General features: G+C 72.5%; 18 protein-coding genes, 1 tRNA gene and 1 pseudogene. 11 read left to right on the plus strand and 9 right to left on the minus strand.

What is annotated here, in order from left to right; all coding sequences use genetic code 11:
- Positions 1 to 27 precede the first annotated feature (27 nt).
- The 3 genes and pseudogenes from ABZ396_RS25975 to ABZ396_RS25985 form a co-directional block, all read right to left on the minus strand.
- On the minus strand, positions 28 to 1,170 hold the full coding sequence (locus ABZ396_RS25975) for an amidohydrolase family protein (RefSeq protein WP_358926470.1): 1,143 nt from the start codon (positions 1,168 to 1,170) through the stop codon (positions 28 to 30).
- Positions 1,170 to 2,573 (minus strand): glutamine synthetase family protein, encoded by a 1,404-nt coding sequence (locus ABZ396_RS25980; protein WP_358926469.1) that lies wholly within the window; start codon positions 2,571 to 2,573, stop codon positions 1,170 to 1,172. Before ABZ396_RS25980 ends, ABZ396_RS25975 begins: the two co-directional genes overlap by 1 nt.
- 40 nt (positions 2,574 to 2,613) lie before the next feature.
- Positions 2,614 to 2,703 (minus strand): annotated as a pseudogene (locus ABZ396_RS25985) (SAM-dependent methyltransferase); the annotation flags it as partial.
- A 199-nt stretch (positions 2,704 to 2,902) separates the two neighbouring features.
- Here ABZ396_RS25985 and ABZ396_RS25990 point away from each other — a divergent pair.
- Positions 2,903 to 3,757, plus strand: coding sequence for a Cof-type HAD-IIB family hydrolase (locus tag ABZ396_RS25990; protein ID WP_358926468.1), 855 nt, complete (start codon positions 2,903 to 2,905; stop codon positions 3,755 to 3,757).
- A gap of 6 nt (positions 3,758 to 3,763) precedes the next feature.
- Here the strand turns inward: ABZ396_RS25990 and ABZ396_RS25995 are convergent, their stop codons facing one another.
- Both ABZ396_RS25995 and ABZ396_RS26000 read right to left on the minus strand, forming a co-directional pair.
- Positions 3,764 to 4,462, minus strand: a complete 699-nt coding sequence (locus tag ABZ396_RS25995) for a response regulator transcription factor (RefSeq protein ID WP_358926467.1) — start codon at positions 4,460 to 4,462, stop codon at positions 3,764 to 3,766.
- 212 nt (positions 4,463 to 4,674) lie between these two features.
- Entirely contained in the window at positions 4,675 to 5,145 is a 471-nt protein-coding gene (locus ABZ396_RS26000; RefSeq protein ID WP_358926466.1) for a DNA starvation/stationary phase protection protein, read from the minus strand.
- Positions 5,146 to 5,388: 243 nt separating this feature from the next.
- Between ABZ396_RS26000 and ABZ396_RS26005 the strand changes: the two genes are divergently transcribed.
- From ABZ396_RS26005 to ABZ396_RS26025, 5 genes are all read left to right on the plus strand, one after another.
- Positions 5,389 to 6,162: a sulfite exporter TauE/SafE family protein gene (locus tag ABZ396_RS26005; protein ID WP_358926465.1), complete on the plus strand. Its 774-nt coding sequence runs from the start codon at positions 5,389 to 5,391 to the stop codon at positions 6,160 to 6,162.
- A 115-nt stretch (positions 6,163 to 6,277) separates the two neighbouring features.
- Positions 6,278 to 6,442, plus strand: coding sequence for a 50S ribosomal protein L33 (rpmG, locus tag ABZ396_RS26010; protein ID WP_358926464.1), 165 nt, complete (start codon positions 6,278 to 6,280; stop codon positions 6,440 to 6,442).
- 70 nt (positions 6,443 to 6,512) lie between these two features.
- Entirely contained in the window at positions 6,513 to 6,773 is a 261-nt protein-coding gene (locus ABZ396_RS26015) for a type B 50S ribosomal protein L31 (RefSeq protein WP_358926463.1), read from the plus strand.
- A 35-nt stretch (positions 6,774 to 6,808) separates the two neighbouring features.
- The gene (gene ykgO, locus ABZ396_RS26020) at positions 6,809 to 6,931 is read left to right on the plus strand and encodes a type B 50S ribosomal protein L36 (protein ID WP_358926462.1); all 123 of its coding nucleotides are present in this window, start codon (positions 6,809 to 6,811) and stop codon (positions 6,929 to 6,931) included.
- 90 nt (positions 6,932 to 7,021) lie between these two features.
- Complete coding sequence (locus ABZ396_RS26025; RefSeq protein WP_358926554.1) at positions 7,022 to 7,768, plus strand: cobalt-precorrin-6A reductase; 747 nt, start codon at positions 7,022 to 7,024, stop codon at positions 7,766 to 7,768.
- Between the two features lie 263 nt (positions 7,769 to 8,031).
- On the opposite strand, the gene cobF is transcribed toward ABZ396_RS26025, so the two are convergent.
- Both cobF and ABZ396_RS26035 read right to left on the minus strand, forming a co-directional pair.
- Complete coding sequence (gene cobF, locus ABZ396_RS26030) at positions 8,032 to 8,814, minus strand: precorrin-6A synthase (deacetylating) (protein ID WP_358926553.1); 783 nt, start codon at positions 8,812 to 8,814, stop codon at positions 8,032 to 8,034.
- Positions 8,815 to 8,859: 45 nt separating this feature from the next.
- On the minus strand, positions 8,860 to 9,369 hold the full coding sequence (locus ABZ396_RS26035) for a DUF309 domain-containing protein (protein ID WP_358926557.1): 510 nt from the start codon (positions 9,367 to 9,369) through the stop codon (positions 8,860 to 8,862).
- 112 nt (positions 9,370 to 9,481) lie between these two features.
- On the opposite strand from ABZ396_RS26035, the gene ABZ396_RS26040 reads away from it, so the two are divergent.
- Positions 9,482 to 9,555 (plus strand) — tRNA-Pro (locus ABZ396_RS26040).
- Between the two features lie 166 nt (positions 9,556 to 9,721).
- Here ABZ396_RS26040 and ABZ396_RS26045 read toward each other — a convergent pair.
- Complete coding sequence (locus ABZ396_RS26045) at positions 9,722 to 10,309, minus strand: TetR/AcrR family transcriptional regulator (protein ID WP_358926552.1); 588 nt, start codon at positions 10,307 to 10,309, stop codon at positions 9,722 to 9,724.
- A 231-nt stretch (positions 10,310 to 10,540) separates the two neighbouring features.
- Between ABZ396_RS26045 and ABZ396_RS26050 the strand changes: the two genes are divergently transcribed.
- The 4 genes from ABZ396_RS26050 to ABZ396_RS26065 are packed head-to-tail and all read left to right on the plus strand — an operon-like array spanning position 10,541 to position 15,420.
- The gene (locus ABZ396_RS26050; RefSeq protein WP_358926551.1) at positions 10,541 to 11,104 is read left to right on the plus strand and encodes a 2Fe-2S iron-sulfur cluster-binding protein; all 564 of its coding nucleotides are present in this window, start codon (positions 10,541 to 10,543) and stop codon (positions 11,102 to 11,104) included.
- Positions 11,101 to 12,093, plus strand: a complete 993-nt coding sequence (locus ABZ396_RS26055) for a xanthine dehydrogenase family protein subunit M (protein ID WP_358926550.1) — start codon at positions 11,101 to 11,103, stop codon at positions 12,091 to 12,093. Before ABZ396_RS26050 ends, ABZ396_RS26055 begins: the two co-directional genes overlap by 4 nt.
- Complete coding sequence (locus tag ABZ396_RS26060) at positions 12,090 to 14,216, plus strand: xanthine dehydrogenase family protein molybdopterin-binding subunit (RefSeq protein ID WP_358926549.1); 2,127 nt, start codon at positions 12,090 to 12,092, stop codon at positions 14,214 to 14,216. Before ABZ396_RS26055 ends, ABZ396_RS26060 begins: the two co-directional genes overlap by 4 nt.
- Positions 14,209 to 15,420: an XdhC/CoxI family protein gene (locus ABZ396_RS26065; RefSeq protein WP_358926556.1), complete on the plus strand. Its 1,212-nt coding sequence runs from the start codon at positions 14,209 to 14,211 to the stop codon at positions 15,418 to 15,420. The genes ABZ396_RS26060 and ABZ396_RS26065 overlap by 8 nt, the downstream gene beginning before the upstream one ends.
- Here the strand turns inward: ABZ396_RS26065 and ABZ396_RS26070 are convergent.
- The gene (locus ABZ396_RS26070; RefSeq protein ID WP_358926548.1) at positions 15,354 to 15,818 is read right to left on the minus strand and encodes a hypothetical protein; all 465 of its coding nucleotides are present in this window, start codon (positions 15,816 to 15,818) and stop codon (positions 15,354 to 15,356) included. The genes ABZ396_RS26065 and ABZ396_RS26070 overlap by 67 nt on opposite strands.
- Positions 15,819 to 15,848: the final 30 nt, after the last annotated feature.

Consider the following 15,848-nt stretch of genomic DNA (forward strand, 5'->3'; position numbering starts at 1 on the left):
ATCATACTTTCCGGGTGCGGCGCGCGCTCAGTCGCGGCCGGGGTCCGATACGGGAAGTCCGTAGAGGCGACGGGCGTTGTCGCGTCCTGTCCAGGTGGCGATCCTCACTGCGTCGGCCGGGCTCAGTTCGTCGGCGTCCACCCGGTTCTGGAGCAGCCGGGTCAGCCCCTGCCGGAAGGACAGCGCGCCGAGATGGTGGAACTCGGCCACACCATAAGCGTCCGAGCTGTACAGCAGTTTGCGGAACGGGGTGATCTCCATCGCCTCCGCCAGGACCGCGCCCGCCCGGGCCGGGCCCACATAGTGCAGCGTGAGCCCGACGTCGAGGTGCACATGCTCGAACACCGTGGCCAGATAGGCGGCTTGGCGCTGGTACGGCCAGCAGTGCAGCAGGAGTACCGGGATGGTGCCGGCGGTCAGCCGCAGCCAGTCCGTGAGCAGGGCCGGGTCCGCCAGGTGCAGCCGCAGGTCAGAGTCCCCGAAACCGGCGTGGAGTTGGAGCGGCAGCCCGAGGGCGACGGCGGTCCACAGCAGGTGGCGCATCAGCACGGGGTCCGTGAGCTTGCCGCCCCGCGCGAACCACAGCGCGGCCGCCCGGGTCACCTCGGCGTACGTGGGCCGCGCCGGGTCCAGGTCGAAGCCGGTGCGGTAGGCGGCGACCGACTTGACCGCGATCACGCCCGGCCGGCGTACCGCCTCCTCGGCCGCCGCCCGGAAGGCGGCCGCGTACTCGCCGGCGTCGATGCCCCGCGTGGCCACCGCCTCCGCGATGCTCTCCAGCCGTACCACCTCGTAGGCGGCGGCGCCGGTCGTCTCCGCGAGGTCGCCGGGCGAGGTGACCGGGTGCGGGGCGTAGCCGGTGTCCACGCAGAACGCCTCCACGTGCGCGGCCGTGAGGAAGCGGCGGTTGACCTCCTGCCAGCCCAGTTCGGCGCGGCGCGCTGCATAGTCGGCGGCGGGTGCGTGCCGGTCCAGGTCGAGCAGGGGTGCGCAGTGCCGTCGTACGGCCACGCCGACCGGGCTGTCGAACGGCGACACGCCCGGCCAGACCGCACCTTCCGTCAGCAGCGACTCGAACTCCGTCTGGTCGAGGTCGGCGGTGACCGCGCCGTGGCAGTGGTGGTCGACGAGGGGGAGCGCGTCGAGGGCTTCCCGGATCGGTCCTGTCATCAGTACTTCCAGCGGTAGGCCGCAGCCACCCCGGCGTCGTCGAGCCCGGCCACCGCCGCGGTCTCGCCCTCGCGGACGGCGACCACCGCGTCCGCGAGGACCGGGCCGAGGGCCGTGCGCAGCACCTCGTCCTCGCGGAACGCGTCGACGGCCAGCGCCAGCGAGGTCGGCAGCCGCCGTACGCCCCGGGCCACCGCCTCGTCCGGGATCAGCCGGGCCGGGTCGTCGACGACCTCCTCGGGGAGTGCCGCGGCCGAGGCGAGCCCGGCGAGTCCCGCGACGATGACGCAGCCGAGGGCAAGGTACGGGTTGGCGGCCAGGTCGACCGGCTTGATCTCCAGATTGGCTTCCTGCCTCTGGTGGCCGGCCGTGCCGGTGATGACCCGGATGCCGGTCTCGCGGGTCTCCCGGCCCCAAGCGGTGAACACCCCCGCCCACTGGGAGGGTTTGAGCCGCAGATAGCTGGCCGGGCTCGGCGCGGTCACCGCCGTCAGCGCCGGCAGATGGGTCAGCAGCCCGGCCACGAAGGACTCGGCCTCACCCGTCATGCCGTACCGGCCGTCGCCCCCGGCGTGCAGATTGACCCCGTGGCGCCAGAGGGAGAGATGGAGGTGGCCGCCGTTGCCGACGCCCCGGTCGGTGACGGCCGGGGAGAAGGAGGCCCGCAGACCGTGCTTCTGGGAGACCGCACGGATGGTCTGCCGTACCAGCACGCTCTGGTCGGCCGCCGCCACCGGGTCCAGGGCGTCGGTGGACAGCTCGAACTGGCCGGGCGCGTACTCGGGGTGGAACTGGGCGACCGGCACCTCCTGCGCCTCGAAGGCCGCGAGCAGGTCGGCCGCGTAGTCGCTCAGCTCGATCTGCCGGGTGGCGCCGTACGCCGGACCCGAGGTCGCCGGGGCGAACTCGTCGGCCGGGGCGGCGGCCCGGCCGAGCGCCCACTCGATCTCCACGGCCGCCTTGAAGGTGACGCCGTGCCGGTCCTCGGCGTCGGCGACGGTCCGGCGCAGGAAGGTGCGGGTGCACCCCGGGTGCCGGTCGCCCTCCTGGGTGATCCGGTCGACGGGGGCCCAGGCCCAGCCCGGCTGCCCGGCCAGTACCACCAGCCGGTCCAGATCCGGGTAGAGGCGCAGATCGCCGTCGGGGGAGCCGAGGACGTCGGTGCGCACGATCGCGTCGTTCGCCAGGAAGGTGTCGAACACCGGGGACATGCCGACGCCCCACGCCACCGCCTGCTGGAGCCGCTGCCAGGGGACCGTCTTCACCCGGCAGATCCCGGCGGTGTCCACATAGGCCAGCACGATCGCGCGCACGCCCTGCGCGGACAGCTCGTGGGCGAGGGCATGTGCCCGGGCGAGATCACCGGGGTGCCCGCCGGGCACGGGGTCGACAAGGGGTGGCATACGACGTCCTCCTCGACGGGCTCGGGTGCGCACGTCCCGGTCAGCGTGTCACGGCGACCGCGCCGAACTGCGGCACCGTCGCCGGGGAGTCGGCCCCGGCGCGCCCCTGCGAGCACGGCACCAGGCCGGGGTGGCGACGCGGTCCTGGAACGACCACGACACCCCGCCGATCACCGCCCGGAGCCGTGCCAAGGTCGCACGCTGCCGTGTCCGCGCTCACCCGCCCGCGGCCGCACCGCCCGGCAAGGAAGCTCCATGGCCGTTTCCGGCTCCGCCGGCCGCATGAGGGACACTGGTGTGCGAATGCCGTTCCCGACCGAAAGCAGGACATGCCCGCCTCGCCCGCGTCCCTCCTCACCACGCCCGGCCTCCCCGCCGCCCCCGCCGACATCCGCCTCGTCGTCACCGACATGGACGGCACCCTCCTCGACGACGAGAAGCGCATCCCCGAGGGACTGTGGCCGATGCTGGCCGAACTGCGCCGCCGCGGTGTGCTGTTCAGCCCGGCGAGCGGCCGCCAGTACGCCACCCTGGCCCGGCAGTTCGCCGAGGTGGCCGACGGCATGGTGTTCATCGCGGAGAACGGCACGTACGTGGTGCGCGACGGCGTCGAGCTCAGCTCCGACGTTCTCGACCCGGCCGTCGCGGACGACCTCGCCCGGACCGTACGGCGGATGGTCGCGGACGGCGCCGACGTGGGCGCCGTGGTCTGCGGCAAGCGGTCCGCGTACGTAGAGCGCAAGGACGAGGCCTTCCTCGCCGAGGTCCGCCGCTACTACGTCGAGCACCGGATCGTCGACGACCTCACCGCCGTCGACGACGACGTGATCAAGGTCGCGCTCTTCGACTTCGGCACGGCCGAGCGCACCACGGCCCCGGGACTGGCCGCCTTCGCCGGGACCCACCAGGTCGTGGTCTCCGGCGAGCACTGGGTCGACGTGATGAACCGCACCGCCAACAAGGGCACCGCCCTGCGCGGCCTCCAGCGCGAGCTGGGCATCACCCCCGCCCAGACCATGGTCTTCGGCGACTACCTCAACGACCTGGAGATGCTCGACGCCGCCGAGTGGTCCTTCGCCATGGCCAACGCCCACCCGGACGTCATCCGCCGGGCCCGCCACCTGGCCCCGTCCAACAACGACAACGGGGTACTGCGCACCGTCGCCCGGATGCTGGGCCTCTGAGCGCGCTCAGGTGTGGCCGCTGCGCCAGGCCCAGGCGGCGATCTCGACCCGGTTCCGGGCCGACAGCTTGAGCAGGACGCTGGACAGACGCGCCCTGACCGTGGACAGGGAGACGTACAGCCCGGCGGCGATCTCCGCGTCGGTGCGGCCGGCCGCCACCAGCCGTACCACGTCCAGCTCCCGGTCGGTGAGCGGCTCGGCCGCTGACTCGGCGGGGGGCACGGGCACCCCGGCCGGCTCAGGGGCCGGCCCGGGCTGCTCGGTGAGGTGCTTGAGCAGACGGACCGTCACTGAGGGCGCGACCAGCGAGTCGCCGGCCGCGGCGGCGCGGACGGCCTCCGCGAGGAGGGTGGGTCCGGAGTCCTTGAGGAGGAACCCGCAGGCGCCGCCGCGCAGCGCACCGTAGATGTACTCGTCGAGGTCGAAGGTGGTGACCACGACCACCCGCAGCGGGTCGGGCACGTCCGGCCCGGCCAGCAGCCGGGTCGCCGCCAGACCGTCCAGCCTGGGCAACCGGATGGCCAGCAGACACACATCCGGGCGCAGCCGCCGGGCCAGCGCCACCGCCTCCTCGCCGTCGGCGGCCTCGGCGACGACCGTGATGTCCGGCTGGGCGTCCAGGAAGAACCTGAAACCGGTACGGACCATCGCCTGGCCGTCGGCGACGAGGACCCGGATGGATGGCGCGGACCTGGAGGCGGTCATAGCTCGATGATCTTTCCCTCGGCAGCCCGGGCGGGACCCTCGGCAGCCCGGGCCGGATCCGCCATGACCTTCGGAAGCAGCGGCCGGCTCCCGCCGATCCGCGACCAAAGTGGCCGACGCCCCGGGCTGGACGAGCGGCCGAGATCGGGTTGACCACCGTGCCGGGTGCCCTCGCCTGCGCCGCGCCACCGGGCCGTGGGCCTACCGGCAGGTCAGTTGTTCTCGGCCGCGAACATCCAGCGCTGCTTCTCCAGGTCGGCGGTGATGGAGATCAGCAGGTCCTGGGTGACCGGGTCGGGTTCGTCGGTCGCGGCGATCCGCTCGCGCAGCCGTCCGATCGCCGACTCAAGCGTCCGCACCATCAGCTCGACGACCTCGTCGTCCCGCAGCCAGCCGTCCTTGGCACTGGGCAGCGAGAAGGTCGCGGCGATCGTCTCCGGGCGGCCGTCCGGCGCGACGCCGAGCGCGGCGGCACGCTCCGCGACGGTGTCCGAGTAGGAACGTGCGGTGGCGACCACCTCGTCGAGCTGGAGATGGATCGAACGGAACCGGGGTCCCACGATGTTCCAGTGCGCCTGCTTCCCGATCAGGGACAGTCCGAGCAGATCCACCAGGGTTTCCTGCAGGGCGGTCCCGGTCACTCGGAGCGCTTCGTCGGGCAGCGTGCTCTTCACCACGGTCATGGCGCGCGTTTCCCTTCTTTTCTGTGCCGTCGTGGCTGCGGGTGCCCCTGCCGAACGCGTGCAAACGTGCCTGCTCAGGTATGGTTACCGCGGTTCGCCGGGCGTCCGAGGACGAGGCCGTCGAGGCCGGCGCGGGGGGCTGGGGGCGGCGGCCCCAGGAGGCGCGCCGAGACCGGTGCCGGGGCCAAACAGCGAGACGGTACTTACAACATCGGCTTGTCCGGACATAACATCGGTCCCCGCATGGACACCATCACGCTCTGGCACCTGTCCGGCTGGGAGTTCGCCGCCCTGGCCCTCGCCGCGCTGCTCGTCGGCTTCTCCAAGACGGCCGTCAGCGGGGCCAACACCGTCAGCCTCGCCGTCTTCGCCGCGATCCTCCCGGCCCGTGCCTCCACCGGCGTCCTGCTCCCGATCCTGATCGCGGGCGACGTACTGGCCGTCGCCACCTACCGCAGGCACGCCCACTGGCCCACGCTGTGGCGGCTGTTCCCCGCGGTCGCGGCCGGCGTGGTGGTCGGCACGCTGTTCCTGGTGTGGGCCGACGACAAGGTCGTACGAACCTCGATCGGCGCGATCCTCCTGCTGATGGCCGGTGTCACCCTGTGGCGGCGGCGCAGGGCCGACCGCCCCGACGCCCCGGACGCGGTCACCACCCCGGCGGGCCGGGTGAAGGCCCGTTCGTACGGCGTACTCGGCGGCTTCACCACGATGGTCGCCAACGCGGGCGGACCGGTGATGTCGATGTACCTGCTGTCGGCGGGTTTCCGGAAGCTCGGGTTCCTGGGCACCTCGGCGTTCTTCTTCCTGATCGTGAATCTCTCCAAGGTCCCCTTCAGCGCCGGCCTCGGTCTGATCGACGGCGACTCGCTGCTGCTCGACGCCGCGCTCGTGGCGTTCGTCGTGCCGGGCGCGTACCTCGGCAAGTGGGCGGTGGACCGGATCAATCAGCGGCTGTTCGAGCAGCTGGTCATCGCGGCGACGGTCGTCGGCGGTCTCCAGTTGCTCCTGCGCTGACCGGTTCGGCAACCCGGCGGGCTCCCGGGAATGCGAGCGGGGGAGCCGGTGTTACAGCCATCGTGATTGACATGCTCGGATCAGTGATCCCGGGTGTGGGCGAAGGGAGAACCTCATGGCACGCAGCACCGCGCGTCCCGTCGTCAGGCTGAAGTCGACGGTCGGGACCGGTGTCACCTATGTGACCCGCAAGAACCGCCGGAACAACCCCGACCGGCTGGTCCTGCGCAAGTACGACCCGGTGGCCGGCGCGCACGTCGATTTTCGCGAAGAGCGCTGAACCGCCGAGAACGACCGGGCCCGAACCCATCGCAAGCACCACCGGACCGAGGCCCCAGGAAGGGAACCCCATGAAGCCCCGCATCCACCCCGACTCCCGGCTCGTCGTCTTCCGCGACCGTGCCGCCGACGTCGCGTTCCTGACCCGCTCCACCGCCGACTCGTCCCGGACGATCGACTGGGAGGACGGCAACGCGTACCCGGTGATCGACGTCGAGATCTCGTCCGCGTCGCATCCCTTCCACACCGGCAGGTCGCGGGTCCTCGACAGCGCCGGCCGGGTGGAGCGTTTCGAGCGCCGCTACGGCCGTACCGCCGCCGCCCGCGGTTGACACGGCCCGGCGGCCGACACGAGGAGAACAGAACCATGAAGGTGCGCAAGTCCCTGCGCTCACTGAAGGCCAAGCCCGGCGCCCAGGTGGTCCGTCGACGCGGCATGGTCTACGTGATCAACAAGAAGGACCCCCGCTTCAAGGCCCGCCAGGGCTGACCGGGATCGCTTCCCACGACGGCCGCCCGGCCCCCGCCGGGCGGCCGTCCCGCGTCAGGGCCCCGCGTCAGGGCCCCGTACGCTCCCCCCATGTCCCCGCACGTCCTGATCCTCGGCGGCACCACCGAGGCCCGCGAACTTGCCGCCGCGCTCGCCGCGCGCCCCGGTGTCCGCGTCATGACCTCCCTGGCGGGGCGCGTCACCCGGCCCGGCGCGCTGGCCGGGGAGGTACGCGTCGGAGGCTTCGGAGGGGCGGAAGGCCTCGCCGGCCGGCTGCGCGAACAGCGCGTGGACGTCCTCGTCGACGCCACACACCCCTTCGCCGAGACGATCACCGCGAACGCGGCCCAGGCCGCGGCGCGCACCGGCGTACCGGTCCTGGTGCTGCGCCGCCCGGGCTGGCGGCGCCGCCCCGGGGACCGCTGGCACATGGTCGCGTCCCTGGCCGCCGCCGCGGACCTGCTGCCGCGCTTCGGCCCCCGGGTCCTCCTAACCACGGGACGCCTGGGCCTGTCCGCCTTCGCCCACCTGACGGACCGGCACTTCCTCGTCCGGTCGGTGGAACCTGCCGAGCCCCCCATGCCCCCGCACACCGAAGTGCTGCTGGCACGTGGACCGTTCACGGTGGCCGACGAGACCGCGTTGCTGCGCGAGAACCTGATCGACGTGCTGGTCACGAAGGACAGCGGGGGAGCGGCCACGGCCGCCAAGCTCACGGCCGCACGGGAACTGGGCCTGCCCGTGGTCGTCGTACGCCGTCCGCCGCTGCCGGCCGGGGTGACGGCGGTGCCCGATGTGGCGGGTGTACTGGAGCGGCTGGGGCTCGGCCCGGCGTGACCACCGGGGCCGGCAGCCGGTCGACGGCGCGCTGGGCGTCACCGTGGTCGGCGAGGTCCGCGTCCGGCCGTCGGGGGCGCCGAGCAATGACCGTGGCCGGCGAGGCCGGGCCCGGCCGTACGGGTGCTGAGCGCGATTGTGGTCGGCGAGGCCCGCACCGGGCCGTCGGGGCGCCGAGCGTCACCGCGGCGCCGAGGCCCGCACCCGGCCGTCGGGGGCGCCGCCGAGCGTGCCTGTGGCGGAATGGCTTACCCGGGTACCGCTCAGCCCTCCTTCGGAACCTCCGGGTGGCGGCGCAGCAGATACGTGTCCATGATCCAGCCCTTGCGCTCCCGTGCCTCGGCCCGCAGCCGCTCGATACGCGGACCGGCCTCGGCGATCGGACCGGAGACCAGGATCTCGTCGGGAGTACCGATGTAGGCACCCCAGTAGATGTCGATGTCCTGGTCCGCGTACTGCCGGAACGTCTGGTGCGCGTCCAGCATCACGACCACGTCGTCAACGCCGTCCGGAAGCCCCTCGGCGAGCCGCCGCCCGGTGGTGATCTGCACCGGCCGGGCCACCCGGTTCAGTCCCGTGCGGTGCCGGGCCACCAGCGCCGACACACTGCTGATCCCCGGCACCACGTCGTACTCGAACACCACCGCGCCGCGGGCCAGCACCTCCTCCAGGATCGCCAGCGTGCTGTCGTACAACGAGGGATCGCCCCACACCAGGAAGGCACCGGTGTGGTCCTCGCCGAGCTCCTCGCGGATCAGCCGCTCGTATATGTCCGCGCGGGCGCTGCGCCAGTCCCCGACGGCCGGCGAGTACGCCCCGCCGCCCGCGGTCCGGTCCCGCTCCGGGTCCCGTGCCTCGACCAACCGGTAGCCGCCGTCCGGTATGTGCGTGTCGAGCATGTCCCGGCGCAGTTCGGTCAGATCGCTCTTGACCTCGCCCTTGTCGAGGAGGAAGAACACGTCCGTGCTCTTCAGCGCCCGGACCGCCTGGAGGGTGAGCTGGTCTGGGTCGCCCGCGCCGATACCGATGACATGAATCTTTCGCACGTCCCCGAGTCTGCCGCATGCCACTGACAGCGGGGCACGCCGGTGCTACCGGGTGCCGCGCAGCCGGGGCGCCTCGCCGCTCGCCTCGACGCTCGCGGTGCCGCTCTCCACCCGCCCGGCCAGCTCCCGCGCCCACCGGGTGAGCCCGTCGAGCTCCATCCCGTGCGGCCGCCGTACCCCGCTGCCGGCCGCCCACTCCTCGACCGCGCCCGCGCCGCGCCGCAGCAGCCGCGCCCCGCCGGTCACGTTCCCCCGGGCCGCGTGCGTGAGCCCCACGGCCAGCTGGGCCAGCCCCCGCCACAGCGTCCGCTCCTCCACGGGCCCGGACTTCCAGGCGTCCTCGAACACCTCGTGCGCATGGAACGGTTTCCCCGCGTCCAGCAGCGCCTGCGCCTCGGTGACGGTCTCCTGCGGAGTACGCACGACCCCCTCGGCCTGCCGCTCGACGCCCGGCGCGCCGTACGGCAGCGGCCGCCCCAGCCCGTCCCGCGGCCGTGCGCTGCGCGCCCGCCCCTCGGCGTCCCGGTCCCGTGCCCCTGCTCCGGCGTTTCCCATACGGCCCATACGACCGATTGTCCCCCGGCCCCCCGCCCTCTTTCGGGCCGCCCAGGGACGTGGGGTAGAGTGCTGTTCGCGTGATCACACGGGTCACCGTGAGTGAGCGCACCGGGACGTGGCGCAGCTTGGTAGCGCACTTGACTGGGGGTCAAGGGGTCGCAGGTTCAAATCCTGTCGTCCCGACGGTGCGAAGGGTCTTCGCGGGCAGCTGCCTGCGGGGGCCCTTCTTCTGTGGGGCCTCCTCCCGGCTTCCGCTCCGAGGCCGGCGAGGATGCCGTTGCTTGACCTGCCCGGAACCACCCGGAGACCACTCGCCACAACCATCTGCTGTCGGCCGCAACCGACTTGTTCAGTCGGCCTTCGGTCCCGGCGCTCCCACCCGCAGTCCGTCCATGACCAGGTCGAAGAGGCGGGCGGCTCGTGCTTCCCAGTCGCCGTGCGGGTCGATTGTGAACAGGCCGTTGATGGCCAGGAAGAAGTCCGCCGCGGTGACACCGGGACGGATGGTGCCGGCCTTCTCGGCGGCGCGGAGCAGGAGTTCGGACGCGGAGGTCATCGGGGTGTGCTCGGGCTTCGCCGCCGCGCCCGGCGCGCTCGTGGCCTGGCGGATCGCGTCGGCCAGGCCGGCCTTGGTCATGGCGAACTGGGCGAGTCGGTCCATCCACTCGCGCAGGGCGCGGTCGGGTTCCCGGGTCTGGAGCAGATGGGCCGCCCAGTCGGCGACCTGCTGGATCTCGTGGCGGTAGATCTCCAGGACGAGCGCCTCGCGGTTGGGGAAGTTGCGGTAGAAGGTGCCCTGGCCGACGCACGCCTTCTTGGCGATCGCGCTCAGCGGGGCGTCGGCGCAGCGGGTCAGCTCGGCCAGCGCCACCTCCAGGATGCGTTCGCGGTTGCGCTGCGCGTCGGAGCGCAGCGGCGCGTCCTTCTTCTCCGGCACTCGTGCCCTCCTCGCGGGCTCGCGGAGGGGCCCAGCCTTGCTAAGCGGACAGCTGTCCGGTACGTTTCCTGGTAGTGGACAGTTGTCCGGTTGGACGCATCATAGCCCTGGCCGAGCTGATCCAGCTATGCACTGAGCTGCCTCTTTATCCCCGGTGCACCCGATTTCCAATACGCCTGCGTGCCGGACCGCCTTCTCGGCGAGTTCCGGATCTGCGAAAGAAGGCTGATCATGGCTCCAGCCAGTCCGTCGACGCACAGCGCCATCACCCTGAACATCAACGGCGAGAAGCACTCCCTGTCCGTCGACCATCGCACCACCCTCCTCGACGCCTTGCGTGAGCGGCTTGCCCTCACCGGTACCAAGAAAGGCTGCGACCAGGGACAATGCGGTGCCTGTACGGTCCTGGTCGACGGCCGCCGTGCCGTGGCCTGTCTGCAACTGGCGGTGGCCGTCGAAGGTCGTGAGGTCACCACCGTCGAAGGACTCGCCGACGGCGAGCGGCTGCACCCCGTGCAGCAGGCCTTCCTGGACCTCGACGGTTACCAGTGCGGTTACTGCACACCGGGCCAGATCTGTTCGGCCGTCGCGGTGATCGAGGAGCACGCGGCCGGCTGGCCGAGCGCCGTCACCGGCGACGTGCGGCCCGAGGCGGGACCGCCGCCGCTGAGCGCCGAGGAAATCCGCGAGCGGATGAGCGGCAACCTGTGCCGCTGCGGTGCGTATGTGTCGATCGTCCAGGCGGTCGCCCAGGCGGCCGCGGCCGACACCGAGACCGCGGAGGCGGTGGCATGAGGGAGTTCGGCTATCAGCGGGTGCTCGACGTCTCCGGCGCGGTCGGGTTGCTGGACGCCGATCCGGACGCGCGGTTCCTCGGCGGCGGCACCAACCTCGTCGACCTGATGAAAACCGGTGTGGAGCGGCCCGCCCGCCTTGTCGACATACGCGAACTGCCGCTGGACCGCATCGAGTCCACGGCCGACGGCAGCCTGCGGATCGGCGCCACCGTCACCAACAGCGACCTCGCCGCCCACCTCGAAGTGCGGCGCCGCTACCCGGCGTTGACGCAGGCGGTGCTGGCCGGCGCCTCCGGTCAGCTGCGCAACATGGCCACGGTCGGCGGCAATCTGCTCCAGCGCACCCGCTGCGGCTACTTCGCCGATGTGACCCAGCCGTGCAACAAGCGCAACCCCGGCAGCGGCTGCCCCGCCATCGCGGGCGAGCACCACAACGCCGCGATCCTCGGCGCCTCCGACCACTGCGTGGCCGTACACCCGTCCGACATGGGCGTAGCGCTCACCGCCTTCGACGCCGTCGTGTCGTACGAAACGGCCGACGGGCCCGGCGAGTTGCCGCTCGACGAGTTCTACCTGCCCGTCGGTGACACCCCGCACCGGGAGACCGCCCTGCCGCAGGGCGCGCTGATCACAGGCGTCACCCTGCCGCCCGCGCCGGTCGCCGCCACCTCGCGCTACCGCAAGGTGCGTGAGCGGGCCTCGTACGCGTTCGCGATCGGGTCCGTCGCCGCCGCGCTCGACGTCGAGGCAGGAGTCGTACGGGATGTGCGCCTCGCCCTCGGAGCGGTCGCGTCGCGGCCTTGGCGGGCACGCGAGGCCGAGCGGGTGCTCACGGGCGCACCGGCCGATGCTCGCACCTTCGCCGCCGCCGCGGACGCCGAACTGGCCGCGGCCCGGTCCCTGCCGCACAACGGATACAAGGTGACCCTCATGCGCAACCTCGTGGTGGCCGTGCTGACCGAACTCGCCCAGGAGGCCGCCCGATGACCACCGTCACCCCCCTGAAGGGCTCCGTCGGCGCGGCGCACACCCGGGTGGAGGGACGTGACAAGGTCACCGGCGCCGCCCGTTACGCGGGAGAGATCCCCTTCGCCGAACTCGCCCATGGCTGGCTGGTGTTGTCCACGGTCGCCCGCGGCCGCATCCGCGCCATGGAGACCGAAGCAGTCCTGGCCATGCCCGGTGTCCTCACCGTCCTGCACCACGGGAACGCCCCGCACCTCGACACCGACTACGACGGGCTCATGGGGAACAAGCCCGACCCGTCCATCGCGCTCTTCCAGCACGACCGGGTGCCGCACGCGGGCTGGCCCGTGGCACTGGTCGTCGCCGAGACCTCCGAGCAGGCCAGGGAGGCCGCGGAGGCGCTCGTGGTGCACTACGACCAGGAGCCGCACGACATCGCGTTCGCCGACGGACGCCCGGACGCGTACACGGCCGCGGACGTGCCCCACGCCGCGGCCGTCACCGCGAAGGGCGACCTGGAGGCCGAACTCGCCCGCTCCGCCGTCGTCGTGGACGCCGAGTACACCACGCCCGAGGAACACCACAACCCGATGGAGCCCCACGCGGCGACCGCCCACTGGGACGGCGGCCGCCTCGAAGTCGTCGACTCCAACCAGGGCGTCACCCGGGTGCAGGTCGAACTCGCCAACCTGTTCTCGCTCGACCCGGCATCCGTGCGCGTGCGTTCCGAGCACATCGGCGGCGGCTTCGGGTCCAAGGGCGTCCGCGCCCACCAGGTGGCCGCCGTCATGGCCGCGACCGCCCTCCAGCGCCCCGTCCGCGTTGTGCTGACCCGCCGTCAGATGTTCTCCCTGGTCGGCTACCGCAGCCCTACGGCACAGCGCGTCAGGCTCGGCGCCGACTCCGACGGACGGCTGCGCGCTCTGGAGCACCAGTCGCTGAACCTCTCCTCGACGCTGTACGAGTTCCTGGAGCCCAGCGCCATGCCGACCCGGGTGCTGTACGACGCCCCGGCCCACCACACGGCCCATCGGATCGTACGGCTCGACGTGCCGACCCCGACCTTCATGCGCGCGCCGGGCGAGGCACCGGGGTCGTTCGCGTTGGAGTCGGCGCTCGACGAACTGGCCGAGAAGTGCGGCGTCGACCCGATCGACCTGCGCGCCCGCAACGAGCCCGAGACGGGACCCGTGTCCGGGCTGCCCTTCGCAGGCCGCGATCTGATCGCCTGCTTCCGGGAAGGCGCCCGGCGGTTCGGCTGGGCGGACCGCGATCCGCGTCCCGGCCTGCGCCGCGAGGGCCGTTGGCTGCTCGGCACCGGAACGGCGGCGGCCACGTTCCACGCGGGAGCCGTTCCGTCCACGGCTGCGGTGACCGCGGAGGCCGACGGCGGCTTCACCGTCCGGATCTCCGCGGCGGACATCGGCACCGGCGCACGTACGGCCCTCACCCTGATCGCCGCCGACGCGCTGGAGGTGACGCCGGACCGCGTCCGTGTCCTGATCGGGGACAGCGACTTCGGGCCGGCGATGATCGCGGGCGGCTCGATGGGCACCAGCTCCTGGGCCTGGGCGGTCACCGCGGCGGCGGACGAACTGCGCGAGCGACTCGCCCTGGGCGGCGCCATCCCTCCGGAGGGCATCACCGTCCGCTCGAACACCGCGGCGGCCCTCGCCGCACTCCCGCAGAAGGAACGGCACTCCTACGGCGCCCACTTCGCCGAGGTCGCCGTCGACGTCATGACCGGCGAGGTGCGGGTCCGCCGGATGCTCGGCATTTTCGCGGCGGGCCGGATCGTCAACCCGCTGACCGCCCGCAACCAGTTCGTCGGCGGCATGATCTGGGGCATCTCCATGGCTCTGCACGAAGAGGCGGTGCGGGACGAGGCCTCGGGCGCCCACGTCGGCGCCGACCTCGCGGGCTACCACTTCGCGGCCAACGCCGACGTCCCGCTCATCGAGGCGGACTGGCTGGCCGAGGACCCGGACGAAGACGACCCCGTCGTCATCAAGGGCATCGGCGAGATCGGCATCGTGGGCGCCGCGGCGGCCATCGGCAACGCGGTCTGGCACGCGACCGGCGTACGCCATCGCAGCCTGCCCATCCGCCTCGACCGTGTCCTGCAGGCAGGCCGAGATGCTTGACCTCGCCGCCGAGCTGAGCAAGTGGGCCGAGGAGGGCCGCGAGTTCGCCGTCGCCACGGTGGTGTCCGTCGGCGGCAGCGCGCCGCGCCCTCCCGGCGCCGCCCTCGCGGTCGACAGCACGGGCACGGCGATCGGCTCGGTCTCCGGTGGCTGCGTGGAGGGGGCGGTGTACGACCTGTGCGTGCAGGCTCTCGAAAACGGCGAGGCGGTTGTTGAAAGCTTCGGCTACAGCGACGAGGACGCGTTCGCCGTGGGCCTGACGTGCGGCGGAGTGATCGAGGTCCTGGTCACTCCGGTGACACGGGACGCGGCCGGCCGGGACGTGTTCGTGTCGGCGTTGTCGGCCGCGGCGAAGGGAGAGCCGACGGCCCTGGCCAGGGTCATACGTGGACCGGCCGAACTTCTGGGCACGGCTGTGGCTGTGCCCGGTAAGGAGCGCGGGGCTGAGACATATGCGGCTCCGCCGCGTGGGCGCCACCAGACACATCCGGCCCGCAGGACCCCCACGGCCTTCCCCACGGAACGCGTCACCGCCGAGGCCCTCACCATCCTCACCACCGGAGGCACCCGCACCCTGGAGATCTCGGAAGACGGCTCCCACTGCCCCGGCGGCCTCACCCTGTTCATCGAGACCCGTGTCCCACCACCCCGCATGATCGTCTTCGGTGCGATCGACTTCGCCGCCGCACTCGTGCGCGCCGGAAAGCTCCTCGGCTATCACGTGACCGTGTGCGACGCCCGCCCCGTCTTCGCCACCCGGGCCCGTTTCCCCGAGGCGGACGAGGTCGTGGTCGACTGGCCGGACCGTTACCTCCGGAGTACGGAGACCGACGCGCGCACGGTCCTGTGCGTGCTGACCCACGACGCCAAGTTCGACGTACCCCTGCTGGAGGCGGCCCTACGGATGCCGGTCGCCTACGTGGGCGCGATGGGCTCCCGCCGTACGCACGACGACCGTGAGCAAAGGCTGCGGGAAGTCGGCCTGAGCGACGCGGAGTTGGCTCGGCTCCGGTCACCCATCGGCCTCGACCTCGGCGCCCGTACGCCCGAGGAGACGGCGTTGTCCATCGCGGCGGAGATCGTCGCGATCCGGCGGGGCGGGACGGGCGCGCCGCTGACCGGATCGAGGACGCCCATTCACCGGGCCACGGCGGAGTGGGCATCGGCACGGCGAGGTGTGCCGACCGCTGCGATCAAGGTGTAGCCGGACTCGGCCGGCCACACGGCGTGTTCGGGTGTGGCACCGGCGACCACCGCACCGGCTCGTCCACCGACGGGGTGGGGCACGGGTAGCCTCCCGTGCCCCGTACGGCCACGCAGTGCCGGCATGGCGAGGCATGCTGGTAGTCGTACGGGCGGTTCGGGCCGGGAGGCGTCGATGCGGTGGTGCGTCGGGTGGAGCGTGGTCGCCGGGGTGGCCGTGCTGGCCGCCTGCGGCTCGTCGGCGGGCGGCGGCGGGAGCCGCTCGACCGGGCCGTCGGCCGGTACGTCCGCGAGTGCGGGCGGGGGCTCGTCCGGGGTTCCGTCCGTGAGCGCGTCGGCACGTCCGTCCGAGAGCGACTCGGCGAGTACGACCGGCAGCGGATCGTCCGCGTCCCCCACTGGCTCCGCGTCCCCCACTGCCTCGGCTTC

The organism is Streptomyces sp. NPDC005866, assembly GCF_040629895.1.
Taxonomy (GTDB): domain Bacteria; phylum Actinomycetota; class Actinomycetes; order Streptomycetales; family Streptomycetaceae; genus Streptomyces.